Origin of the sequence: Isoptericola halotolerans (genome assembly GCF_013149785.1) — a bacterium.
Classification (GTDB): Bacteria; Actinomycetota; Actinomycetes; order Actinomycetales; family Cellulomonadaceae; genus Isoptericola; species Isoptericola halotolerans.
Genome location: NZ_JABEZU010000001.1, coordinates 1,261,697 through 1,283,741, shown reverse-complemented (window position 1 = coordinate 1,283,741; position 22,045 = coordinate 1,261,697). Strand labels below are relative to the sequence as shown.

At 72.3% G+C, this 22,045-nt stretch carries 24 protein-coding genes; 14 read left to right on the top strand and 10 right to left on the bottom strand.

The genetic code is table 11. From position 1 onward, the window contains the following. Positions 1-52: 52 nt before the first annotated feature. The 4 genes from HDG69_RS06070 to HDG69_RS06055 are packed head-to-tail and all read left to right on the top strand — an operon-like array spanning position 53 to position 3,623. Positions 53-1,162, top strand: a complete 1,110-nt coding sequence (locus HDG69_RS06070) for an ABC transporter substrate-binding protein (RefSeq protein WP_216645164.1) — start codon at positions 53-55, stop codon at positions 1,160-1,162. A 6-nt stretch (positions 1,163-1,168) separates the two neighbouring features. Further along, complete coding sequence (locus HDG69_RS06065; RefSeq protein WP_171782796.1) at positions 1,169-2,017, top strand: ABC transporter ATP-binding protein; 849 nt, start codon at positions 1,169-1,171, stop codon at positions 2,015-2,017. Further along, complete coding sequence (locus HDG69_RS06060; protein ID WP_171782795.1) at positions 2,017-2,823, top strand: ABC transporter permease; 807 nt, start codon at positions 2,017-2,019, stop codon at positions 2,821-2,823. The genes HDG69_RS06065 and HDG69_RS06060 overlap by 1 nt, the downstream gene beginning before the upstream one ends. Next, the gene (locus tag HDG69_RS06055) at positions 2,820-3,623 is read left to right on the top strand and encodes an ABC transporter permease (protein WP_343036283.1); all 804 of its coding nucleotides are present in this window, start codon (positions 2,820-2,822) and stop codon (positions 3,621-3,623) included. The genes HDG69_RS06060 and HDG69_RS06055 overlap by 4 nt, the downstream gene beginning before the upstream one ends. 4 nt (positions 3,624-3,627) lie before the next feature. Here HDG69_RS06055 and HDG69_RS06050 read toward each other — a convergent pair whose 3' ends face one another. The 5 genes from HDG69_RS06050 to HDG69_RS06030 all read right to left on the bottom strand — a co-directional run bounded on the left by HDG69_RS06050 (position 3,628) and on the right by HDG69_RS06030 (position 8,997). After that, a complete protein-coding gene (locus tag HDG69_RS06050; RefSeq protein WP_171782794.1) occupies positions 3,628-4,206 on the bottom strand; it encodes a GNAT family N-acetyltransferase in 579 nt (192 codons plus the stop codon). 55 nt (positions 4,207-4,261) lie between these two features. Beyond that, on the bottom strand, positions 4,262-5,578 hold the full coding sequence (locus tag HDG69_RS06045; protein WP_171782793.1) for a Zn-dependent hydrolase: 1,317 nt from the start codon (positions 5,576-5,578) through the stop codon (positions 4,262-4,264). Then, positions 5,578-6,825, bottom strand: a complete 1,248-nt coding sequence (locus HDG69_RS06040) for a pyridoxal-phosphate-dependent aminotransferase family protein (protein ID WP_171782792.1) — start codon at positions 6,823-6,825, stop codon at positions 5,578-5,580. Before HDG69_RS06040 ends, HDG69_RS06045 begins: the two co-directional genes overlap by 1 nt. Next, entirely contained in the window at positions 6,822-8,213 is a 1,392-nt protein-coding gene (allB, locus tag HDG69_RS06035; RefSeq protein ID WP_171782791.1) for an allantoinase AllB, read from the bottom strand. Before allB ends, HDG69_RS06040 begins: the two co-directional genes overlap by 4 nt. Positions 8,214-8,364: 151 nt before the next feature. Continuing rightward, positions 8,365-8,997 carry a helix-turn-helix domain-containing protein gene (locus HDG69_RS06030; protein WP_171782790.1) on the bottom strand — a complete coding sequence of 211 codons (633 nt, stop codon included), beginning with the start codon at positions 8,995-8,997 and terminating at the stop codon, positions 8,365-8,367. A 180-nt stretch (positions 8,998-9,177) separates the two neighbouring features. Between HDG69_RS06030 and uraD the strand changes: the two genes are divergently transcribed. The 3 genes from uraD to hpxO are packed head-to-tail and all read left to right on the top strand — an operon-like array spanning position 9,178 to position 11,236. Then, positions 9,178-9,708, top strand: a complete 531-nt coding sequence (uraD, locus tag HDG69_RS06025) for a 2-oxo-4-hydroxy-4-carboxy-5-ureidoimidazoline decarboxylase (RefSeq protein WP_343036282.1) — start codon at positions 9,178-9,180, stop codon at positions 9,706-9,708. Continuing rightward, the gene (gene uraH / locus HDG69_RS06020) at positions 9,705-10,037 is read left to right on the top strand and encodes a hydroxyisourate hydrolase (RefSeq protein ID WP_171782788.1); all 333 of its coding nucleotides are present in this window, start codon (positions 9,705-9,707) and stop codon (positions 10,035-10,037) included. The genes uraD and uraH overlap by 4 nt, the downstream gene beginning before the upstream one ends. Before the next feature lie 5 nt (positions 10,038-10,042). After that, positions 10,043-11,236 (top strand): FAD-dependent urate hydroxylase HpxO, encoded by a 1,194-nt coding sequence (gene hpxO / locus HDG69_RS06015; protein ID WP_171782787.1) that lies wholly within the window; start codon positions 10,043-10,045, stop codon positions 11,234-11,236. A gap of 155 nt (positions 11,237-11,391) precedes the next feature. Here the strand turns inward: hpxO and HDG69_RS06010 are convergent, their stop codons facing one another. Beyond that, complete coding sequence (locus HDG69_RS06010; RefSeq protein WP_216645163.1) at positions 11,392-13,047, bottom strand: sodium:solute symporter family protein; 1,656 nt, start codon at positions 13,045-13,047, stop codon at positions 11,392-11,394. Positions 13,048-13,058: 11 nt separating this feature from the next. Further along, on the bottom strand, positions 13,059-13,379 hold the full coding sequence (locus HDG69_RS06005; RefSeq protein WP_171782785.1) for a DUF4212 domain-containing protein: 321 nt from the start codon (positions 13,377-13,379) through the stop codon (positions 13,059-13,061). A 277-nt stretch (positions 13,380-13,656) separates the two neighbouring features. Between HDG69_RS06005 and HDG69_RS06000 the strand changes: the two genes are divergently transcribed. The 7 genes from HDG69_RS06000 (at position 13,657) to rdgB (ending at position 19,821) form a co-directional block, all read left to right on the top strand. After that, positions 13,657-14,121 (top strand): hypothetical protein, encoded by a 465-nt coding sequence (locus tag HDG69_RS06000; protein ID WP_246255998.1) that lies wholly within the window; start codon positions 13,657-13,659, stop codon positions 14,119-14,121. A 74-nt stretch (positions 14,122-14,195) separates the two neighbouring features. Continuing rightward, complete coding sequence (locus HDG69_RS05995; RefSeq protein ID WP_171782784.1) at positions 14,196-14,531, top strand: hypothetical protein; 336 nt, start codon at positions 14,196-14,198, stop codon at positions 14,529-14,531. Next, positions 14,528-16,228 (top strand): sodium:solute symporter family transporter, encoded by a 1,701-nt coding sequence (locus tag HDG69_RS05990; protein ID WP_171782783.1) that lies wholly within the window; start codon positions 14,528-14,530, stop codon positions 16,226-16,228. The genes HDG69_RS05995 and HDG69_RS05990 overlap by 4 nt, the downstream gene beginning before the upstream one ends. After that, positions 16,215-17,510: a histidine kinase gene (locus HDG69_RS05985; protein ID WP_171782782.1), complete on the top strand. Its 1,296-nt coding sequence runs from the start codon at positions 16,215-16,217 to the stop codon at positions 17,508-17,510. The genes HDG69_RS05990 and HDG69_RS05985 overlap by 14 nt, the downstream gene beginning before the upstream one ends. A gap of 6 nt (positions 17,511-17,516) precedes the next feature. After that, entirely contained in the window at positions 17,517-18,332 is an 816-nt protein-coding gene (locus HDG69_RS05980; protein ID WP_171782781.1) for a LytR/AlgR family response regulator transcription factor, read from the top strand. An 83-nt stretch (positions 18,333-18,415) separates the two neighbouring features. Continuing rightward, positions 18,416-19,150: a ribonuclease PH gene (rph, locus tag HDG69_RS05975; RefSeq protein ID WP_171782780.1), complete on the top strand. Its 735-nt coding sequence runs from the start codon at positions 18,416-18,418 to the stop codon at positions 19,148-19,150. Positions 19,151-19,152: 2 nt separating this feature from the next. Continuing rightward, a complete protein-coding gene (gene rdgB / locus HDG69_RS05970) occupies positions 19,153-19,821 on the top strand; it encodes an RdgB/HAM1 family non-canonical purine NTP pyrophosphatase (RefSeq protein ID WP_171782779.1) in 669 nt (222 codons plus the stop codon). Between the two features lie 98 nt (positions 19,822-19,919). On the opposite strand, the gene HDG69_RS05965 is transcribed toward rdgB, so the two are convergent. From HDG69_RS05965 to murI, 3 genes are read right to left on the bottom strand one after another with little or no spacing between them, the layout of a single operon-like run. Next, positions 19,920-20,303, bottom strand: a complete 384-nt coding sequence (locus tag HDG69_RS05965) for a DUF3054 domain-containing protein (protein WP_343036281.1) — start codon at positions 20,301-20,303, stop codon at positions 19,920-19,922. Further along, positions 20,300-21,103: an MBL fold metallo-hydrolase gene (locus HDG69_RS05960; protein ID WP_171782778.1), complete on the bottom strand. Its 804-nt coding sequence runs from the start codon at positions 21,101-21,103 to the stop codon at positions 20,300-20,302. The genes HDG69_RS05965 and HDG69_RS05960 overlap by 4 nt, the downstream gene beginning before the upstream one ends. Further along, positions 21,100-21,903: a glutamate racemase gene (gene murI / locus HDG69_RS05955; RefSeq protein WP_171782777.1), complete on the bottom strand. Its 804-nt coding sequence runs from the start codon at positions 21,901-21,903 to the stop codon at positions 21,100-21,102. Before murI ends, HDG69_RS05960 begins: the two co-directional genes overlap by 4 nt. Between the last annotated feature and the right edge of the window lie 142 nt (positions 21,904-22,045).

Here is a 22,045-nt window from a genome sequence, read left to right as displayed (position 1 = left end):
TGGCTACGTTGCCGTTCGTCCCTACCGGCAGAGGTCGAGCGGAGTCCCACCCATGGCAGTCCAGAGCATCCCTTCACGACGAGCCCGTGCGGGCGCCGTCGCCGCGGTCGCCGCGAGCGCCCTCGCCCTCGGTGCGTGTGCCGGGGAGGAACCAGCAGGCACGTCCGGCGAGACCGACGCCGCGTCCTTCGGCGAGATCAGCGTCCAGTACTCCTGGATCAAGAACGAGGAGTTCGCCGGCGAGTTCTACGCCGACGAGAACGGCTACTACGACGACGCCGGGTTCGACGAGGTGATCGGCATCTCCGGCCCCGACACCGGCGTCGCCAAGCTTCTCTCCGGCAGCGTCGAGGTGGCTCTGAGCGACGCCGCCTCGATCGGTGCGGCGATCGCCGAGCAGGACGCGCCGCTGAAGATCATCGGTGCGACGTTCCAGAAGAACCCCTTCACGATCCTCTCGCTGGCCGACGGCGCCGACATCTCCTCCCCCGAGGACCTGGTGGGCAGGACGATCGGCGTGCAGGACTCCAACGCGTCGGTGTTCGCCGCTCTGCTCCAGGCCAACGGCATCGACGAGGACGAGGTCACCGTGGTCCCGGTCGACTTCGACCCGACGCCCCTGATGAACGAGGAGGTCGACGGGTTCATGGCGTACCTCACCAACGAGGCGCTGACCGTGGAGCTCGCCGGCTACGACATCACCAACCTCGCCTACGCCGAGAACGGCGTGCCCTACGTCGCCGAGACGTTCAGCGTCACCGACCAGTACCTCGCCGAGAACCGCGACCTGCTCAAGGCGTTCCTCACCGCCGAGATCAAGGGGTGGACGGACGTGTTCAACGAGTCGACGGACGACACCGTCGCGCTGGTCGACAAGTACTACAACACCGCGGCCACCGAGTCGGAGGACGGCCTCGAGGCCGTGTTCGGCGCCCTCGACCCGGAGAAGACGGCGATGGCCCTCGAGGCCACGAAGGAGCTCATCTCCACCGAGGAGACCGAGGAGAACGGCCTGTTCACCATCTCCGAGCAGCTCCAGCAGGAGACTGTCGACTCGCTGGCCGCCGCCGGCTGGGACGTCGGGGTCGACGAGCTGTTCGACACCGCGATCATCGACGAGATCTATGCCGAGCAGCCCGAGCTGATCGACTACCTGCCGTAGGGAACCATGAGCCACGACACCACGTCGGGTGCCCGCCCCCCGGAGCTCGCGCAGAGCGCGCTCTCTCCGGGGGGCACGGGGATCAACATCGACGGCCTGACCAAGACGTTCCGCACGGGACGACGCACGACGGTGACCGCCCTGCAGGACGCTCACCTGCACACCGACAAGGGGTCCTTCCTCGCCCTCCTCGGCCCGTCCGGGTGCGGCAAGTCGACGATCCTGCGCGTCCTCGCCGACCTCGAGCAGCCGACCGCGGGCGCGGTGTCCGTGGACGGCAAGACGCCGGCACAGCTGCGCCGCGACAGCGAGCTCGGCATCGCGTTCCAGGACCACGCGCTGCTGCCCTGGCGCAGCGTGCTCGCGAACATCCGGCTCGTCTACGAGGTCGCCGGCCGCACGGTCGACAAGGCCTACGTGGACGAGCTCGTCGAGCTGGTCGGGCTCGCCGGGTTCGAGAAGGCCAAGCCCGCGCAGCTCTCCGGCGGGATGCGCCAGCGCGTCTCGATCGCCCGGGCGTTGGCGCTCAAGCCGTCGGTGCTGCTCCTCGACGAACCCTTCGGGGCGCTGGACGACATGACCCGCCAGAGCCTCAACCTCGAGCTGTTGCGCATCTGGACCGAGAAGCCCGCCACCACCCTGCTGGTCACGCACGGCATCTCCGAGGCGATCTTCCTGTCGGACCGGGTCGCCGTCATGTCGGCCCGCCCGGGGCGGATCAAGGAGATCATCGAGGTCGACCTGCCCCGCCCGCGGACACCCGAGATGATGCGGACCCCGGAGTTCCACGCGCTCGTCGACCGGGCCTCCGAGCTGCTGTTCGGCACGCACGACGCCGCAGCGACGGAGTCCTGATGGCGCGCACCCGCATGCCCGGATGGCTCGCCGGCCTGCTCGGCGCCGTCGCGCTGACCGGGGCATGGTGGCTCTTCTCGGCCACGATCTTCCGGCCGCCGCCCGGGACCACCTTCACCCCGGTCCCCTCGCCCTGGGTCGTGCTCGCCACGATCGCCGACGACGGACTGGCCGCGTACCGCGGTGTGTTCTCCGTGACGATCACCGAGGCGCTCGTCGGCTTCGCCTGGGGCAACGCCATCGCCCTGCTGCTCGCCGCCACCGTGCTGCTGGCGCCGCGCATCGAGACGGTGATCACCCAGATCGCCGTGGTCAGCTACTGCCTGCCGGTGGTGGCCGTGGGCGGCATCGCGATCGTCGTCCTCGGCGGGGCCCCCCGTCCTGGGGAGCCGAGCGCCACCGCGATCTTCCTGGCCGCGCTGGCCGTGTTCTTCACCACGGTGGTCGGCGCGCTGCTCGGCTTCAAGTCCGCCGACCGGGCGAGCCTCGACGTCGTCCACGTGTACGGCGGCACCCGCTTCACCCAGCTGCGCAAGGTACGGCTCGTCGCCGCCACCCCCGCCATCCTCAACGCCCTCCAGATCGCCGTGCCGTCGGCGTTCCTCGGGGCGGTGCTCGGCGAGTACATGGGCGGGATCGACCGGGGGGTCGGCATCACGCTGATCCGGTTGCAGGGCGACCTCGACTCACCGCGGGTGTGGGCGGTGTTCCTGCTCACGGCCGCCGTCGCCCTCGTCGGCTACGGCATCGTCGGGCTGCTGGCACGCTTCGCCACCCCGTGGGTGGCAGGACGGAGCACACCGTGAACACCGTCACCCGGGGCCCCGTGGGGCGTGCCGTCGTCAACGGCCTGCTGACGTTGGCGATCGTGCTCGCGCTGTGGTGGGCCGTCGTGAACCTCACCGGCATGTCGCCGTACGTGGCCAAGGGGCCGGCACAGGTGTGGGACTTCCTCGTCGCCGGCGAGGACGCCGCGGAGAACCGCGCCGTGCTGGCCCCGCTGCTGGCCCGCACCCTGCTGGACGCGGCGCTCGGCTTCGTCGTCGGCATGGGCGTCGCCGGTGGCCTCGCCGTCGCCTTCTCCCTGTCTCGCACCGTCGAGGCCGGGGTCATGCCTCTGGCGCTCCTCCTGCGCTCGATCCCCCTGGTCTCGATCGCCCCGGTGATCATCCTCGTGACCGGCCGTGGCACCCAGGCGTCGGTGGCGGTCATCGGGTCGCTCGTGGTCCTGTTCCCCGCCCTGGCCTCCATCCTGTTCGGCCTGAGCCGCGCCAGCGCGCAGAGCCTCGACCTCGTGCACGTCTACGGCGGCAACCGCCTGACCGCGATGCGAAAGGTCAACGTCCCGGGAGCCCTGCCCTCCCTGTTCGCAGCGGCGCGCGTCTCCGTCCCGGGGGCCGTGACCGGGGCGCTCCTCGCGGAGTGGCTGTCCACGGGGACGGGTATCGGCGGGTCCATCGTGAAGTTCACCGCGTCCGCCCGCTTCGACGACCTGTGGGCGTCGGTCGCCCTCATCACCGTCGTGACGCTGCTGCTCTACAACTTCGTCCAGGTGATCGAGAACCTCGTGCTGACGCGCATGGCGATGACGACCGCACAGGGCTGATCTCTCACCTGACGTCGAGCCGCCCTGGTGCACGCGCCTCGGCACCGGGACCGCCGCCGGGAGGGCGCTCACCGAACCACTGCTCGGCGCCGTGGGCCTCGAGCCGCTCGATCTCGGTGAACCCGAGCCTCTCGGCGAGACGCATCGAGCGCTGGTTGGCGACCTGGGTGGACAGCACCACCCGCTCGTCGGGCAGCACCCGGTCGAGCCAGTCCAGGGCGGCGGTGCAGGCCTCGGTGGCGTACCCGTGCCCCCACACGTGCGGGAGGAACAGATACCCGAGATCGACCCTGCCGGCCGTGGGGCCCTCCTCGTGCGCCGCGTCCCGACGGACGAGCTGCACCAGCCCGATCATCGCGCCGGCGAGGTCCACGACGAACTGGCCCGGCCGACCGCTCGGCGCCTCGGAGACCGACCGTTCGAGCTCGTCGCGCGGCCGGGCACCGCCGATATACCGGCCGACCTGCGGCGAGGCGTGCAGCTCGACGATCGCCGGCCGGTCGCGGGGCTCGGGCTGCCGGAGCACGAGGCGCTCCGTCCGGATCGGCGGGGGCGGCCAGGCCACCGGTCCCAGATCTCCCATCCGTGCAGCGTAGCGAAGCCGTCACCGGCGCAGCCGGGGCTCGGTGCCCTGTGCCTCAGCCCCGGTCGGCCGCCAGCTGGAGCACCGCCTCGGCGAGAGCCCGTGTCCCGCGGGCCACGTCGCCCGCGGAGACCTCCTCGTCGGGGTGATGGCTGATGCCGTCGGGGTTGCGCAGGAACAGCATGCCGACGTCGGTCACCGCACCGATCGCCATGGCGTCGTGGCCCGCTCGGCTGAAGATCGTGGCCGGGTCGTCGACGCCGCGGTCCAGCGTGGAGACGATGCCCTCGCGCACGACGTCCTGCAGCAGCGGCGCGCAGAAGACGGCCGGCGCGCGGTGGACCTCCGCCGAGCGCCAGCGCAGTCCGCGCCGTCCCATGATCGTGTCGACCTCGCGCTCGATCGACCGCCACACCCGGTCGCGCGCGTCGTCCAGCTCGCCGCGCAGGTCGAGGCTGAGACGCGCCTCGCCCGGTACGACGTTCACGGCTCCGGGGAAGGTCTCGAGCCGGCCCACGGTCCCGATGACGTGGTGTTCGGCCCGGCAGACTCGTTCGACGGCCAGCGCGGCCTCGCTCGCTCCCAGCAGGGCGTCACGACGGCGGTCGTACGGGGTGCCGCCGGCGTGGCGAGCCTCCCCCTCGACGACGATCTGGAACCGCCGGGCAGACGCGATGGACGACACGACGGCCAGGGACTCGCCCCGCTCGTCGAGCTCGGGCCCCTGCTCGATGTGGGCCTCGAGGTAGCCGACGAGCTCCTCGGGCCGACGAGCCGCCTCACCGACACGCGCGGGGTCGAGCCCGAAGGCGACGAACGCCTCGTGCAGCGTCGTGCCGCCGTCGTCCGCGAGGGACCACCAGCCGGGGTCCCACGCCCCGGCGACGGCGGAGGAGCCCAGCAGCGCCCTCCCGAAGCGGGTGCCCTCCTCGTCCGCGAAGGCGATCACCTCGAGCGCGAAGGGCAGCGGGGAACGCCAACCGGTCCCGTCGGGGCCGGGTTCGCGCAGCATGCGCACGGCCTCCAGCCCCATGAGGACGCCGACGACCCCGTCGTAGCGCCCGGCGTCGGGCACGGTGTCCAGGTGGGAGCCGACGACGAGGGCCGGCGCGTCGAGGTCGGGCGCACCGGACGGGGTCGCCCGTTCGAGCCGCCCGACCAGGTTTCCGGCCGCGTCGACGCGCGTCGTCATGCCGATCTCGCGCATCCACCCCGCGACCGTGCGGTTCACCCGCGCGTGCTCGGCGGAGAGGTAGACCCTCTCGATGCCGTGGGACGACGAGCTGACGCTCGCCAACCCGTCGCAGCGCGTCATGGTCCGCCGGGCGCCCGCGGCGACGATGCCCGGGCCTGCCCCCAGCAGCGTGGCCATCAGGCGCCCCGGTAGACGTCGGCGGCCGCGTCGACCCCGCCCCCTGGCGGCACGGAGCACCCGAAGCGGCGCAGCACCACCTCGAGGGCGGCCAGCGTGGTCAGGACGGCGTCCTGCTGGGCGTTGTAGCCCATGGTGCCGATGCGCCACACGCGGCCGTGCAGCGGGCCGAACGAGGTGCCGATCTCGATGCCGAGGTCGGCCAGCATCGCGGCGCGCACCTCCTCCCCGGGCACGCCGTCGGGGATCTCGACCGCGACGACGTTGTGCATCTTGTGCGCGACGTCGCCGAAGACCTGCAGCCCGAGTCCCCGCACGCCCGCGAGCATCGCGGCGCCGGCGACACGATGCCGCTCCACGACGGCGTCGCGGCCCTCCGCGAGGAGCACGCGAGCACACTCGCGCGCCGCGTACAGCATCGACGTGGCCTCGGTGTGGTGGTTGAGGCGGCGAGGACCCCAGTAGTCCAGGATCATGCCGAGGTCGAAGTAGTTCGACCGCACGAAGTCGCTCGCGTCGGGGTCGTCGGGCTCGCGGATGCCGGCCTCGATCCGCTGCCGGGACCGCAGGACGTCCACGGCCCGCGGCGACAGGGTGATCGGGGCCGAGCCCGACGGTCCACCCAGGCACTTCTGCAGGCCCGCGGTGGCGGCATCCAGCCCCCAGGCGTCGGCCTCGAACAGGTTCCCGCCGAGGGACGCGGTGGCGTCGGAGTAGAACAGCACGCCGTACCGGGCGCACAGAGCGCCGACCTCGTCGAGCGGCTGGTTCATCGTGGTCGAGGTGTCGCCCTGGACGAGCGCCAGCAGCGTGGGACGCACGCGCCGCACGGCCTCCTCGATCGTCGAGACGGGGAACACCTGGCCCCACGGCACCTCGATCGTGTGCACCTCGGCCATCGCCCGGGTGGCGATCTCGGCGAGCAGCAGCCCGAACCGGCCGAACACCGGCACGAGCACCCGGTCACCGGGCCGCACCAGCGAGACGATCGCCGCCTCGATGCCCGCGCGCGAGGTGCCGTCCACGAGCACGGTCGCGTCGTTCGTGGTGCCCCACACCTGGCGGTAGAGCTGCTGCGTCTGCGTCATCGATGCCGTCATGAACGGGTCGTACTGGCCGACGAGCGGGGCGGACATCGCGCGGAGCACGCTCGGGTAGGCCGAGACGGGGCCGGGGCCCATGAGCAGTCGGGCGGGCGGGTCGATCGGGCCGGGCAGGTGGGGGCCGGGCAGGCTGGGACCGTTCATGCGGGGGTACCTCCGGTCGGGATGGCGGCGGGGGCCGAGAGCAGCCGGCCTGCCGGGACGAGGCCGCGTCCGGGAGACGTGCCGGCGTCGTCCACGGCGTACACCTGCCGGCCGCGCAGCCAGGTGCGGCGCACCCGCCCGCGCAGGCTGCGCCGGTCGTAGGCGGTGATCGGGTTGCGGTGCAGCAGGGCGTGAGCGTCCACGACGAAGGCGTCGTCGACGCCGAAGACCGTCAGGTGCGCGGTGGCTCCGGGCGCGATCACGCCGACGTCCGTCAGTCCCGCGACCGCGGCGGGTCCCGTGGTGAACCACGGCACGACCACCTCGAGGCCGACACCCCGGCGACGGGCCTCGGTCCACACCGCTGACAGACCGACCTGGAGGCCGGAGATGCCGCCCCAGGCGAGGCCGAAGTCCCCGTCACCGGACCGCTTGCGTTCGACGGTGGAGGGTGAGTGGTCGCTGACGACGGCGTCGATCGTCCCGTCGAGGAGTCCTTCCCACAGCAGGTCGCGGTTCGCGGAGCCTCGGATCGGTGGGCAGCACTTGAACTCGGCGGCGCCGTCGGGGATCTCCTCGGCCGTGAGCGTGAGGTAGTGCGGGCAGGTCTCGACGGTGAGGTCGACCCCCTCGGCCCTGGCCCGGCGGATCGCAGGCAGGGAGCCGGCGTCGCTGAGGTGCAGGACGTGCGCGCGGGCGCCCGTGCGGCGGGCGGCGTCGATGACGGACCGCACGGCCGACGCCTCGCTCGCCGGGGGCCGTGAGCGCAGGAAGGCGTCGTAGCCGCGGCCGAGCGCCCCGTCACCGTGGAGGAGCCCGGGGTCCTCGGCGTGCACGATCAACCGGGACCCGAGCCGTGCGACCTCCGCCATCGCCTCGTCGAGCTGGGAGATGTCGAGGTGGCCGAACTCGTCGACCCCGGACGGGGCCAGGAAGCACTTGAACCCGTACACCCCGGCCTCGTGCAGCGGGGCGAGCCGGCCGAGGTTCTCCGGCACCGCCCCTCCCCAGAAGGCGACGTCGACGTGCGCGGCGGGTGCCGCGACGGCCTGCTTCACCGCGAGCGCCGCGGCCGTGGTCGTGGGGGGCAGCGAGTTGAGCGGCATGTCGACGATCGTGGTGACGCCGCCGGCCGCTGCTGCGGCCGTCGCGGAGCCGAAGCCCTCCCACTCGGAGCGTCCCGGGTCGTTGACGTGCACGTGGGAGTCGACCAGGCCCGGCAGCAGGACGGCGTCGTCGGGCACGACGACCTCCTGCGCGTCGGCCACCCGCTCGTGCAGCGGCGCGACGTCGGCGACGCGGCCGTCGTCGACCACCACGGCAGCCGACCGGAGGGCACCACCGACGAGGGCTCGCCGGGCGCGGAAGACCTGGCGGTGGCCGGTCACGGCAGCGTCGTCGCGGTCGGGCCGTGGGTCAGGCTCACCGGCATCTTTCCTCCAGGGCGGGGCGTCGCGCGTCCCGGACACGCCCTGTGCCCGGTGGGACGATCCTGCCGTGAAGTTATTGCTTAACTTCTCCCGGCGAGTTTCGATCCGGTTACATGCCGGACAGCCCGCCCACCACGCTCTCGACGGTCAGCCACAGGGCGACGGCGACCTCCTCGGAGTCGTTGACGACCCGGTGCGGGCGGGCCGCGGCGAAGGACAGGGAGCCACCCGGGCCGAGGCGCACGGCTCCCTCGCTGAACTCGAAGGTGAGCACCCCGGAGACGACATGGCCGCTCTCGTAGCCGGTGTGCACGAGCATCGAGCCGTCGGCGCTCGACGAGGAGCCGGGCGGGTACGTCGACTCGAACCAGGTGACCCCGGGCAGCGGGGCCGGCGACAACCGGCGGTAGGTGACGCCCTGCTCCAGCTGCGCCGGGGCGGCGTCCTCGCCGAGCGCGACGAGCACGCCCGCCAACGGCTCGGTGACCTGCGGCCCACCCTCCTCGGGGCGCGGTGCGCGCACACCGACGTCGTCGAAGATCGCCGACATCGGCACCCCCAGGACGGTGACCAGCTCGACGAGTCGCGTGACCGACGGCTTCATCGCGCCGGTCTCGATCTGGGAGAGCGCGCTCGAGGAGATGCCCAGCTCCTGGGCGACCGACGCCAGGGAGCGGCCGGTCGCGGTGCGCAGCGCGCGCAGCCGGGTGCCGATCTGCGCGGGCAGGGGGTCAGTGTCCACGGCGTCTCCAGTCGCGAGGGTGCGGACATCGTATGCGCACGATCGCGGCGCCCATAAGTGATCACTTAACCAAAGGGTTACACGCACTTCACGTCCGGCGTGGTCCGCCCCGCTTCAATGGGGCTCCTCACCGACCCCACCCACCGTTCCGGCGCACGACCGCCCGACGAGAGGACGACCGTGCACATCGACGAGTTCGACACCCTGGGCACCGCGGCAGCACGGTCGGTCGTGTCCGTGTGGGCATCGGTGCCCGACTGGGTCGACGCCGTGGTCGCCGCCCGCCCCTACGGCTCGACCGCCGCCCTGCGCGCTCACGCCGAGCGGACGGCGGCCCGGTGGAGCCGTGCCGAGCTGGACGCGGCGCTCGCCGACCACCCGAGGATCGGGGCGAAGCCCTCCGGCGATGGCGCTCAGGCCCAGGCCTCCCGCCGGGAGCAGGCCAGCATGGCCGACGCCGACGCCGACGTCTCGGCGCGCATCGCGGCCCAGAACCGCGCCTACGAGCAGCGCTTCGGCCGTGTCTTCCTCGTCCGCGCCGCCGGCCGCTCGCCCGAGGAGATGCTCACCGAGCTCGACCGCCGCCTCGGCCACGACGAACCGACCGAGGTGGCGGAGGCCTGCGGCCAGCTCGCCGAGATCGCCCTGCTCCGCCTGCGGGAATCGATCACCGACGACCTCACCGCCGACCCAGGAGGGACCGCCTCGTGAGCAGCCACCTGACCACCCACGTGCTGGACGCCACCACCGGCGCCCCGGCGGCGGGGGTCCACGTCGAGCTGACGGACCAGCAGGGCCGGCGCGTCGACGCCGGCACCACCGACGCCGACGGCCGAGCCGCCCTCGGCCCTGAGCTGCTGCCGGCCGGCCGGTACGACCTGACCTTCGCCACGGGGACGTACTTCGGCGCACGAGAGGTCGAGACGTTCTACCCCGAGGTGACCGTGTCCTTCGTCGTCGAGGCCGACGCCGGCGACCGGCACTACCACGTCCCGCTGCTGCTCAGCCCGTTCGCCTACTCGACCTACCGCGGGAGCTGATCAGCATGAAGATCATCGTCATCGGGGCCGGCATCGGTGGTGCGAGCGCAGCCATCGCCCTGCAGCGGCTCGGTCACGACGTCGTCGTCCACGACAGGATGAGGGAGAACAAGCCCGTCGGCGCTGCGCTGTCGCTGTGGTCCAACGGCGTCAAGGTGCTCAACTGGCTGGGCCTGGGCGACCAGGTGGCCGCGCTCGGCGGCGCGATGCACCACATGGCGTACCTCGACGGGCGCACCGGCGACGAGCTGTGCCGTTTCAGCCTGGCTCCGGTCACCGACCAGACCGGCCAACGCCCCTACCCCGTGGCACGGGCCGACCTGCAGGGCCTGCTGATGGAGACGGTCGGCACCGAGAACATCCACCTGGGCAGGGAGCTCGTCTCCGTCGTCGACGACGGGGAGCGGGTGACCGCGACGTTCGCCGACGGCTCCACCGACAGCGCCGACCTGCTCGTCGGGGCCGACGGCGCCCGCTCCGTCACCCGCGACCACGTCACGGGGGCGCACGAGGGCGGCCCGCGCGTCGAACGGACCTACTCGGGCTACACCAACTTCAACGGGCTCGTCACGGCGGACCCGGCGGTCGGACCTGCCGATCAGTGGACGACCTATGTCGCCGAGGGCAAGCGCGCAGCAGTGATGCCCGTGACCGACGGTCGCTTCTACTTCTGGTTCGACGTCCCGCAGCCCGCGGGCCTGCCCTACGACCGCGCCGACGGCACCGCCCCGCTGGACGAGGCGTTCGCGCACTGGGCGCCCGGGGTCAAGGCGCTGCTCGCGGCCATCGACCCGGGGCGCTCGCTCAACCGGGTGGAGATCTGGGACGCCGACCCGTTCCCCACCTGGGTCCGCGGCCGCGTCGCGCTCCTGGGAGACGCTGCCCACCCCACCGCCCCCGACATCGGGCAGGGAGCGTGTCTCGCACTGGAGGACACCTTCGCCCTCGCGACCAGCCTCGCCACCAACACCGTGAGCGCCGAGGACTCCCTGCGGCGCTACGAGCGCAGCAGGACCGCCCGTGCCGGCGACCTCGTGCTGCGCGCGCGGGCCCGTGGCGAGGAGACGCACGGGTACGACGCCGCGAAGACGGCCGCCTGGTACGACAGCCTGCGCGGCAACGACGGCAGCGGCATCATCCGCGGAATCGTCGGCAACATCGCCGGCAGCCCTGTGAACCTGGGCGTCGGCTCCCTCTGACACCCCCACCACCTGCCTCGTCCCGCCCGGACGACGAGCGATCCGGACGAAGGACGGGGTTCCCTGCTCCGCGCGGTCGTCAGACCGGAAGCGGAGGGCGCGCAGCGCCCGTGAGCGCGACCGCGCGGTGCAGGGAACCCCGTCCTTCACCAGGACTACTCGGAAGCCGGCGCCTCCACCCGCCTGGCCGGGTAGCGGATCCCCTCCACCATCTCTTGGATGTGCTCCGACGGTGGTGCCGTGAGCCTCGAGACCACGACCGTCACGATCAGGTTCACCAGCGCACCGATCGCGCCGATGCCCTCCGGGGAGATGCCCAGGACGTGCTCGTTCGCCGAGGTGCCGAAGACGTCGAGGGTGTAGATCATGTACGACGCCGTGAACACCAGACCGGTGACCATGCCGGCTGCGGCACCGATCGCGTTGGCCCGCTTCCAGAAGATCCCGAGCACGAGGATCGGGAAGAACGTCGAGGCCGCCAGCCCGAACGCGAACGCGACGACCTGTGCCACGTACGCCGGCGGGTTGATCCCGCCGTAGATCGCGACGACGACGGCAGCTCCCATGGCGATGCGACCCACCAGCAGGCGCTGCGACTCCGAGGCCTCCTTCTTCACGACCCGGAAGTACAGGTCGTGGGAGACCGAGGACGAGATGACCAGCAGCAGACCGGCCGCCGTCGACATCGCCGCGGCCAGGCCGCCGGCGGCCACGAGGCCGACGATCGGCGCCGGGAGCCCGGCGATCTCGGGGGTGGCCAGCACGAGGATGTCGTTGTTGACGATGAGGTCCGCACCGGACTCCGGGTCGTTGCTCAAGGAGGTGACCGTCGACGCGCTGTCGGAGACGGTCACCAGCCCCGTCGCCGCCCAGTTGTTGACCCAGGCGGGCAACGAGCCGACCGCGACGCCGTCCACCGACTGCATGAGGTTGAGCTTGGTGAACGCGCCCACGGCCGGTGCCGTCGTGTAGAGCAGCCCGATGAAGGACAGCGCCCAGAAGGCCGAGAACCGTGCACCGCGCACCGACTTGGTCGTGTAGAAGCGGATGATCACGTGCGGCAGACCGGCCGTGCCGATCATCAGCGACATCGTCACGAGGAACACGTCGATCTGCGGCCTCGCCGCGAAGGCCTCCGTGTAGTGCGCGAGCCCGAACTTCTCGCTGAGCGCGTCCAGCTCACCCAGGATCTGACCGAAGGTCACCTGCGGCACCGGGAAGCCCGTCATCTTCTGCGCGATGGTCCACGCCGGGATGAGGTAGGCGACGATCATGACCGTGTACTGGGCCACCTGGGTCCAGGTGATGCCCTTCATGCCGCCCAGGACGGCGTACAGGAAGATGACGGCCGCGGCGACGGCCACGCCACCCTCGATCGACAGGTCGAGGAAGCGGCTGAAGACGATGCCGCCGCCGCGCATCTGACCGACCACGTAGGTGAAGGACACGATGATGGCCGCGACCGCGGCGATGAGCCGCACGTACTCCGAGTACCGGTCACCGACGAACTCCGGGACGGTGAACTTCCCCCACTTGCGCAGGTAGGGGGCGAGCAGCAGGGCCAGCAGCACGTAGCCACCGGTCCATCCCATGAGGTAGACCGACCCGTCCGACCCCATGAAGGCGATGAGCCCGGCCATGGAGATGAACGACGCCGCGGACATCCAGTCCGCCGCCACGGCTGCACCGTTGGCCACCGCCGGGATGCCCTGGCCGGCCACGTAGAAACCCTTGGTCTCCTTCACGCGGCTGCGCCACGCGATGGTCAGGTAGACCGCGAAGGACAGCCCCACGAAGACGAGGGACCACATCTGAATCTCGTTCACAGCCGGTTCCCCTCTGTGTCGCGCTCGGAGACGCCGTACTCGTCGTCGAGCCGGTCCATGCGCAGCGTGTACACCAGGATCAGGATGATGAAGGTGTAGATCGAGCCCTGCTGCGCGAACCACAGACCCAGCGGGAAGCCGAGGATCACGACGTTGTTCAGCTGCTCGATCAGGAGGATCCCGCAGACGAACGACACCACGAACCAGATGCTGAGCAGCACCAGCATCAGCCGAAGATTCTTCTTCCAGTACTCCTGCCGCCAGCCGTTCGCCGGCGGCCCCGGATCTGGCGAGCCCTCTCGCACGATGTCCGACATCGGACGCTCCCTTCGTCGCGAACCACCGGGCACCGTCGCCCGGGGTACGTCCTCGTACGGGCCGAGCGAATCGCACCGTTCGTACTGGTCACAAGGTCTTGTCTCCCGACGGCCGGGACCGTCTCGCGAACGGACGACGTCGTCCTCCGAGCGGCGCAGCACGGCCCGGCCTGCACCACGACCGGTCGCGGTCGTCGTGCGACCGTTCGCCGGACGAATCGGACCGTTGGCCGAGCAGCGAGGTCGAGACCGCCCGGTGCATGCCTAGAGTCGGCCCATGGCCTCGACGACGAGCGCGTCCCTCGGCAACCTGCTCCGAGCGGGTGGCCGCACCGGCAAGCCGCGCAAGCAGATCCTGCACCCCGGCAGCATCGGGCTCCTGGTCGGCGCCCTGGTGGTGGTCGTCGGCAGCCTCCTGCCCTGGGTCCTCACACCCTTCGGGAGCATCAGCGGCACGGCAGGTCCCGGGCTGTGGACCCTGTGCGCCGGCTTCGTCGCCGTGGCAGGAGCCCTCCTCCCGCGGCGCTGGGTGGCGATCTCCCACGGACTCGTCGCGGGCGGCGGCGCGGGCTTCGTGGCCGTCTGGCAGCTCGTCCGGCTGGGGCAGGTCAGCGCCACCACCGACGCCTGGGGACAGGCGATGCCCGGCATCGGGCTCGTGATGGTCGCCGGTGGTGCGGTCATCCTGCTCGCCACCACGGTCAGGCTGATCCGCACCCCCGCCGTCGCCCCGCCCGCGTGACGTCTCGGGCGCGCCCGGCAGGGCGAGGCCGGGGACTGGTCCGCAGCGCGGACGCTCCGTAGGGTGGCACCCTCATGGACGACGACGTCGACGCGGGACACACCCCGGCGGAGGTGGACGCCACCTTCCGCACGCTGCGGCGCGTGGCGGTGGGCTACTTCGTCGTGTTCCTGCTCGCCGTCGCCGCCTTCCCGGTGCTCACCCTGACCCTGGACTGGTGGTCCCAGGCCAGGCTCGCGGGCGGCATGAGCCCCGGGTTCCTCGTCGCGGCCTTCGGGCTGTACGTCTTCTTCGCCGTCCTGGGCATCGCCGTCGCACGCCTGTCGTCCGCCGTGGAGCACCGGATGCTGGACGGCACCCCCGAGGGTTCGCCCGGCGAGGCCCTGGACGAACCCGGTGAGCGGCCGTGAACGGCTCCAGCGCCCTGACCCTGGCCGGCGTGCTCGTCCTGCTGACCGTCGTCGCCGTCGTCATCCGCCCGCGTGGCGCGTCGACCGTCGACTTCTACCTGGCCGGTCAGCGGGTCGGTGTGGCGACCAACGCCTGGGCGATCTGCGGCGACTACTTCTCGGCCGCGTCGTTCCTCGGCGTCGCCGCGGCGGTCTACGCGACCGGGCTGGACGGCGCCTGGTACGCGGTGGGCTTCGCCGCCGGGTTCGTCCCCGTGCTCCTCTTCGTGGCCGCACCGCTGCGCCGGTTCGGGGAGTTCTCCATCCCCGACTTCCTGGGACGTCGGCTGGGCTCGGAGAAGGTCCGGCTGGTCGCCGTCGGCGTGGTGCAGGTCGTCATCCTGTCGTACCTCGTGCCGCAGGCGGTCGGCTCCGGCATCACCTGGGAGCTGCTGGTCGGCTCCGGGCTTCTCGGGCTGTCGCCGTACGCCACCGGGATCCTGGTCTCCACGGCCGTCGTCGCCGGGCTCGTGGCCTTCGGCGGAATGCGGGGCACGACCTGGACCCAGGCCGTGCAGTTCCTGCTGCTGCTCGGAGCCCTGGTCTGGCTGGCCGCGACCGTCGTCGGCGAGGGCTTCCACTACGGGGACGCCGTCGCGGACCTGTCGCGCGCACCGTTGGAGAACCCGGCGCCCGACGGCGGGCTCACGTCGGAGCAGAACGCCCTGCACCCCGAGGAGCCCGCGATCTTCGGGCAGCCCGGCGCCCGCTACGGCGGCCTGGGCCAGTTCGCCCTCATCGTCACGCTCGCCCTGGGGACGGCCGGCCTCCCGCACGTCATGAACCGCTACTTCACGTCCCCGACCGGAGCCGCGGCTCGTACCACCACGGTATGGGTGCTGTGCCTGGCCGGGATCTTCTACTCCCTGGCGGTGATGCTGGGGACCGCTGCCCGCGAGATCGTCCCGACCGCCGTGGACGACCACCCGTGGCTCGCCGACCTGACCGTCGACGGGGTGCTGCAGGTCCCTGAGCACGCCCTGCCGGTGCTCGGCAGGATCTACGGCGGGGACGCCGGTCTCGGGGTCGTCGCAGCGGGCGCGCTCATCGCGGTGATGTCCACCATCGCCGGCCTGCTGCTCGCCGCCGCGGCGTCGTGGGGTCACGACGTCTACGAACGGCACATCAACCCCCGCGCCACCCAGCGCCAGGCCGTCCTGGCCGGACGGGTCACCACGCTGGTCACGGCGTGCGCCGCCGCCGGGCTGGGTCTCGCGCTGCGGCCCGAGACCTTCGCGACGGCCACCGCGTCGATCGTCGCCACGATGGTCACCTGGGCGTTCGCCATCGCAGGGTCGGCCCTGACACCGGTCTTCCTCCTGACGATCTGGTGGCGACGCACCACGGCTGCCGCCGCCGTGGCCGGCATGGCGACCGGGATGCTCGTGGCCGTCGCGATGTTCACCGCGGGGCTGTTCGCCGCCGGCGGGTTGCTCCGCGAGGCGCTCGTGACGCCCACGCTCGTCGCCGCCCCGCTCGCCGCGGCGGTGACCGTGCTGGTGTCCCTGCGCACCACCGCCCCCGCGGACGTCGAGAAGTCGTGGCTGATCATGCACGGCACGGCGGCCGACCGGCACGCCGAACGCCTCGCGCAGCTCGTCCTGGACGAGAACCGGCGCCGACGGGCAGGACGGAGGGCGCGCCGTGCGCGGGGGTAGCCGGCTGCTGGCCGGCGTGCTGGTCGGCACGTGGGCGGCCGTCTACCTCGTGACGCAGGTGCTCGTCGTGCCACCGCTCGGGGTGCTGCCCACCCTCGCGGCAGGCCTCGTGGTGAGCACCGTCGTCGTCCTCGGCTACCCGTCGGCGTTGCGGGGCCCCCGCGGGCCTCGCAGGCCCCGCGACCCACGAGGGGTACGCGACGGGCTGACGATCGCGGCCGCCGGCCGCTCCATGCCGCTGCGCAACGGGCTCACCCCGGACGCCGCGCGCCGGACCGCCGAGCTGATCCGGCCGTTGCTGGGGGGCGACGCGATCGCCATCACGGACACCGAGCAGGTGCTCGCCTTCGTCGGCCCGGGCTCCGACCACCACCACGTCGGCGGCACGCTGCAGACGCGCGTCTCGCGCCTGGCGCTGGACAAGAAGCGCACCGTGGTCATGCACGCCCGCGACGGGATCGGCTGCCCGGAACCTGGCTGCCCGTTGCGCACCGCCGTCGTCGCCCCGCTGGCGGTCGCCGACCGGGTGGTCGGCACGCTCAAGGTCTACCGGGTCCACGACGAACCGGCGCCCCGCGTGCTCGTGGACGACATGGCCTCCATGCTGTCCCTGCACCTCGAGCTCGCCGAGATGGACCGTGAGAGCCACCTGGCCTCCGACGCCAAGCTCGACGCGCTCCGCGCACAGATCAACCCGCACTTCCTGTTCAACATCCTCAACACGATCGCCTCGAAGTCGCGCACCGATCCCGAGGAGTCGCGCCAGCTCCTGCTGCGGCTGAGCGACTTCTTCCGCTACGCGGTCCGCCAGGACGGTCACTTCGCCGAGTTCAGCCAGGAGTACTTCTTCGTGCGGACGTACGTGTCCCTGGAGCAGGCGCGGTTCGGCGACCGGCTGCGGGTGCGCTACGACCTCGACCCGCAGGTCCTCACGTCACGCGTACCGGTGCTGGTCATCCAGCCCATCGTGGAGAACGCGGTCAAGCACGGCATCGCGGACTCGGTGACCGGCGGCACGGTCCAGCTGCGCGCCCGGGTCGACCCCCTGACCCGGACCACCTCGATCCGCGTCAGCGACGACGGCGTCGGCATGGCGCCGGAGGTCCTGGAACGGCTGCTGGCGGGAGAACGCCCCGGGGCCGGCAGCACGCAGCACTCGGGCGTGGGGCTGTGGAACATCTCCCAGCGCCTCGACTCGCTGTTCGGCGACCGGTACTCGTTCGACGTCGCCTCCACCCCTGGCAAGGGGACCACCGTGGACCTGCGAATCCCGTTAAGGTGACGCCCGATGCGACCCAAGGCCCTGATCGTCGACGACGAGGCCCCCGCCCGGGCCGAGCTGCGCTACCTGCTCGAGGAGGTCGGGCAGGTCCAGGTCGTGGGCGAGGCCACCAACGGTGAGGAAGCCCTCCTCCTGCTGGGCTCCCTCGACTACGACCTGGTGCTGCTGGACGTGCGGATGCCCGGCGGGTCCGGGCTGGAGGTCGCGGCGGCACTCCGCGACCTCCCGCACCCGCCCAAGGTCATCTTCACCACGGCCTACCCGGATCACGCGGTCGACGCCTTCGACCTCGCGGCGGTCGACTACCTCCTCAAGCCCTTCGACGCCGACCGGTTGCGACGAGCGCTGGACCGAGCGCTCGGGGCGGAGGACGGCGCAGCGCCGGGCAGCGCAGCGCCCCCCGCGACGTCGGGCGGCCCGGGGACCGGTGCCGAGGGGGGCAGCTCCTCGGCGCGCTCGTCGGACTCCGCACCGCAGGACGAACGCGATCCGCTGGTGCGGATCCCGGTGCAGAAGGACGGCCGGACGGTGTTGGTGGACGGGGCGTCGATCGTCTACGCGAGCGCGGCGCGCGGGTACTCCTACCTGAAGCTGGCCGACGAGCGTCTGCTGGTGACGATGTCGCTCAACGAGCTGGAGAGGCGCCTGCGCGGGCACTTCTTCCGCGCGCACCGCTCGTACCTGGTCAACCTCGACCACGTGCGCGAGCTGGTGCCGGACTTCCAGGGCTCGCTGGTGGTGGTGATGGCGGACCGGCAGCGCTCCCGGGTGGAGGTCTCGCGCCGACACGCCCGCGAGCTGCGCCGCCGCTTCGGCATGTAGCCACGCCGAACAGGAACCTGGGCCCGCTTCGACTGTCGAAAGCGGGCCCAGGTTCCTGTTCGGCGGTGGATAGGGTGGGCGGCATGACGCTTCGCGAAGACGGCCGCACGCCCGACCAGCTCCGACCCGTGACGTTCACCCGGGGATGGAGCGAGCACGCCGAGGGCTCCGTCCTGGTGGAGTTCGGCAGGACCCGTGTGCTGTGCACCGCCTCGTTCACCGAGGGCGTGCCCCGCTGGAAGAAGGGTTCCGGCGAGGGATGGGTCACCGCGGAGTACGCGATGCTGCCGCGCGCCACGAACACCCGCTCGCAGCGTGAGGCCGTCAAGGGCAAGATCGGCGGCCGGACGCACGAGATCTCCCGGCTCATCGGCCGTTCCCTGCGCGCCGTCGTCGACGTCACCGCCCTCGGGGAGAACACGATCGTGCTGGACTGCGACGTGCTGCAGGCCGACGGGGGCACCCGGACCGCTGCGATCACCGGCGCCTACGTGGCCCTGGCGGACGCGGTCGCCTGGGGCGCTCGGCACGGGCACGTCAAGGGCGGCAAGCAGGTGCTCACCGGCTCGGTCGCCGCGGTGAGCGTCGGCATCATCGACGGCACCCCCATGCTCGACCTGCCCTACGTGGAGGACGTCCGCGCCGAGACCGACATGAACGTGGTCACCACGGGCACCGGGTCCTTCGTCGAGGTGCAGGGCACCGCCGAGGGCGTCCCGTTCGACCGTGCCGAGCTGGACGCGCTGCTCGACCTCGCCACGGCCGGGACGGCCGAGCTGACGGCGCTGCAGCAGGCCGCCCTCGCCCAGGAGCTCTGACCGTGGCCGCCAGCACCGTCGCCGTCCCGTCGTCGGCCCGGCTCGTCGTCGCCACGCACAACCGCAAGAAGCTCGTCGAGCTCCTGGCGATCCTGCGCGCCCGGCCTGGCCTGGACTCGCTGCCCGACGACGCCGTCGTCAGCGCCGGTGACCTCGGCGCCCCCGAGCCCGTCGAGGACGGGGTGACGTTCGGCGAGAACGCGCTGATCAAGGCCCGGGCGCTCGCGCGGGCCACCGGGCTGCCCGCCGTCGCCGACGACTCGGGGCTCAGCGTCGACGTGCTCGGCGGGGCACCGGGGATCTTCTCGGCACGCTGGGCCGGCCGCCACGGCGACGACGTCGCGAACCTCGGCCTGCTGCTCGCCCAGCTCGGCGACGTGCGCGACGAGCACCGGGGCGCGGCGTTCGTCTGCGCGGCAGCGCTCGTGACGCCCGACGGCCGCGAGGAGGTGTGCCTCGGCGAGATGCCGGGAGTGCTGGTGCGCGAGCCGCGCGGCACGCACGGCTTCGGCTACGACCCGATCCTGGTGCCGACCGAGCAGCCGACGACGCCGGACGGCCGGCCCGGCACCCGCACGTCGGCGGAGCTGAGCCCCGACGAGAAGAACGCGATCAGCCACCGCGGCAAGGCGCTGCGCGCGCTCGCACCCGAGATCGCCGCCGCCCTCTGACGCCGCCCCACCCCGGTGGTGCGGTTGTGGGCGCGATCTCTGGCCCGTTTTGCCTGGTCTGAGCGGGTATCGCAGGCCAGAAATCGCGCCCACAACCCTCAGCGGGAGCTGGCGGCCCGGCGGATCAGAGACGCGATCGTGCGCCAGCCGAGCATCGTGACCGCGAGGAAGCCCGCCGTCACGAGCACGAAGGACCACTCGAGCCCACCGACGAACAGCGGCCGGAGCGCCAGCCCGAGCACCACCGTCGCGGCCCAGACCACGACGCCGGTCGGCCACAGCCGGGCGGGAGCGCGCCAGGCCCGGGCGACGAGCCACCCGACGGCCAGCCCGATCAGGAACGGGGCCGCGACCGCGAGCACGTGGCCGAGCGACCCGCCGGACCCGTGGTTGGCCGTGCCGACGACCGCGAAGGCCCCCACGGACACGACGTCGCCGACGGCGGCAGGCCAGACGCGCCGCGCCGGCGTCACCGTGCTCACAGCTCGTACACCTGGCCGGGGACGGCCACGTCCAGCGGCCCGTCGTAGGTGCCGCGCGCCTCGGCCAGCGCATCGGCCGGGTCCGTCCAGACGGTCAGGTGGGTCAGCAGCAGACGGGCGGCCCGCGCCTCGGTGGCGACCCGGCCCGCGCGGTGCCCGGTCAGGTGGATACCCGTGACGCCGTCGTCGCGACCCTCGAGGAAGGCCGCCTCGCACAGCAGCAGGTCCGCGCCGCGAGCACCCTCGACGAGGGAGTCGCAGTAGTCGGTGTCGCCGGAGAACACCAGGGTGGTCTGCTCCCCCGGCCGCCGTGTCGACGGGCCGGTCACCCGGATGCCGTACGCCTCGACCGGGTGCAGGACGGGGAACGCCTCGAGCGTCAACGGGCCGACCTGCACGGCCCGGCCCGGCTCCCAGGTCCGGAACGCGTACTCGGCGTCCATGTCCTCGCCCGGGGCCAGCCCGTACATCTCGGCGGCCCGCTCACGGGAGGTCGTCGGACCCAGGACGGGCAGACGACGGGGCACCCCGCTGCGGTGCGAGCCACGCACCGGGTGGTAGCGCAGGTACACGTAGAGCCCGCTGAGGTCGGCGCAGTGGTCCGGGTGCAGGTGCGACAGGGCCACCGCATCGATGTCCAGCGGGTCGACGTGCCGCTGCAAGGCACCGAGAGCACCCGAGCCGAGATCGAGCACGACGCTCCAGTCCCGCTCCCCGTCGGAGGCCTGCACCAGGTAGCTCGAGGCCGGCGAGTCGGGCCCGGGCAGCGAGCCGGAGACACCGACGGGCACGAGTCTCATGCCGCCTCCACGAGGTTGACCTCAGGCCCGAGGAAACGCCGCGCGAGACGCTCGAACTGCTGCGGGTCACCCGTCGTCGCGAAACGGTGCTCCGGGGGCGGCGCGTCGAGCGGACGCTCCAGGTCGTGCGCGACGAGCTTGCGGTACACGTCCATCGCGGTCTCCTCCGCCGAGGACACCAGCGTCACGTCCTGGCCCATCACGTACGAGATGGGACCCGTCAGCAACGGGTAGTGGGTGCAGCCCAGCACGAGCGTGTCCACCCCGGCGGCCTTGACCGGGGCGAGGTACTCGGTGGCGATCTCCAGCGCCTCGGGGCCCGACGTCGTCCCTTCCTCGGCCAGCCGCACGAACTCGGGGCACGCCTTGCTCGTGAGCTGCAGGCCCGGGGTGACGGCGAACGCGTCGTCGTACGCCAGCGAGTCGACCGTGGCCTTGGTCCCGATCACGCCGATGCGGCCCGAGCGGGAGGCGACGACGGCGCGGCGGGCCGCCGGCAGGATCACCTCCACCACCGGGATGCCCCGGCGCACGGTGTACCGCTCGCGGGCGTCACGCAGCGCGACGGCGGAGGCGGAGTTGCACGCGATGACGAGCATCTTCACGCCGTCGTCGACGAGCCGGTCCATCACCGCGAGCGCCATCGCGCGCACGGCGGCGAGCGGCTTGGGGCCGTACGGGCCGTTCGCCGTGTCGCCGATGTAGTGCAGCTGCTCGTGCGGGAGCTGGTCGAGCACCGAGCGGGCGACCGTCAGACCGCCCACCCCGCTGTCGAAGATCCCGATGGGGGCGTCGTTCACGGCTGGCAGCCTATCCGCGCACGGCCCTGGTCACCGGGTTCGTGATCGGCGACACGCGTGGTGAGGGCCACAGGTGAAGGTGGGGTTGCGTGCTCGACGGATCCGCCGTTCTCTGAACGAGCGGGGGGCCGACGCAGCAGAC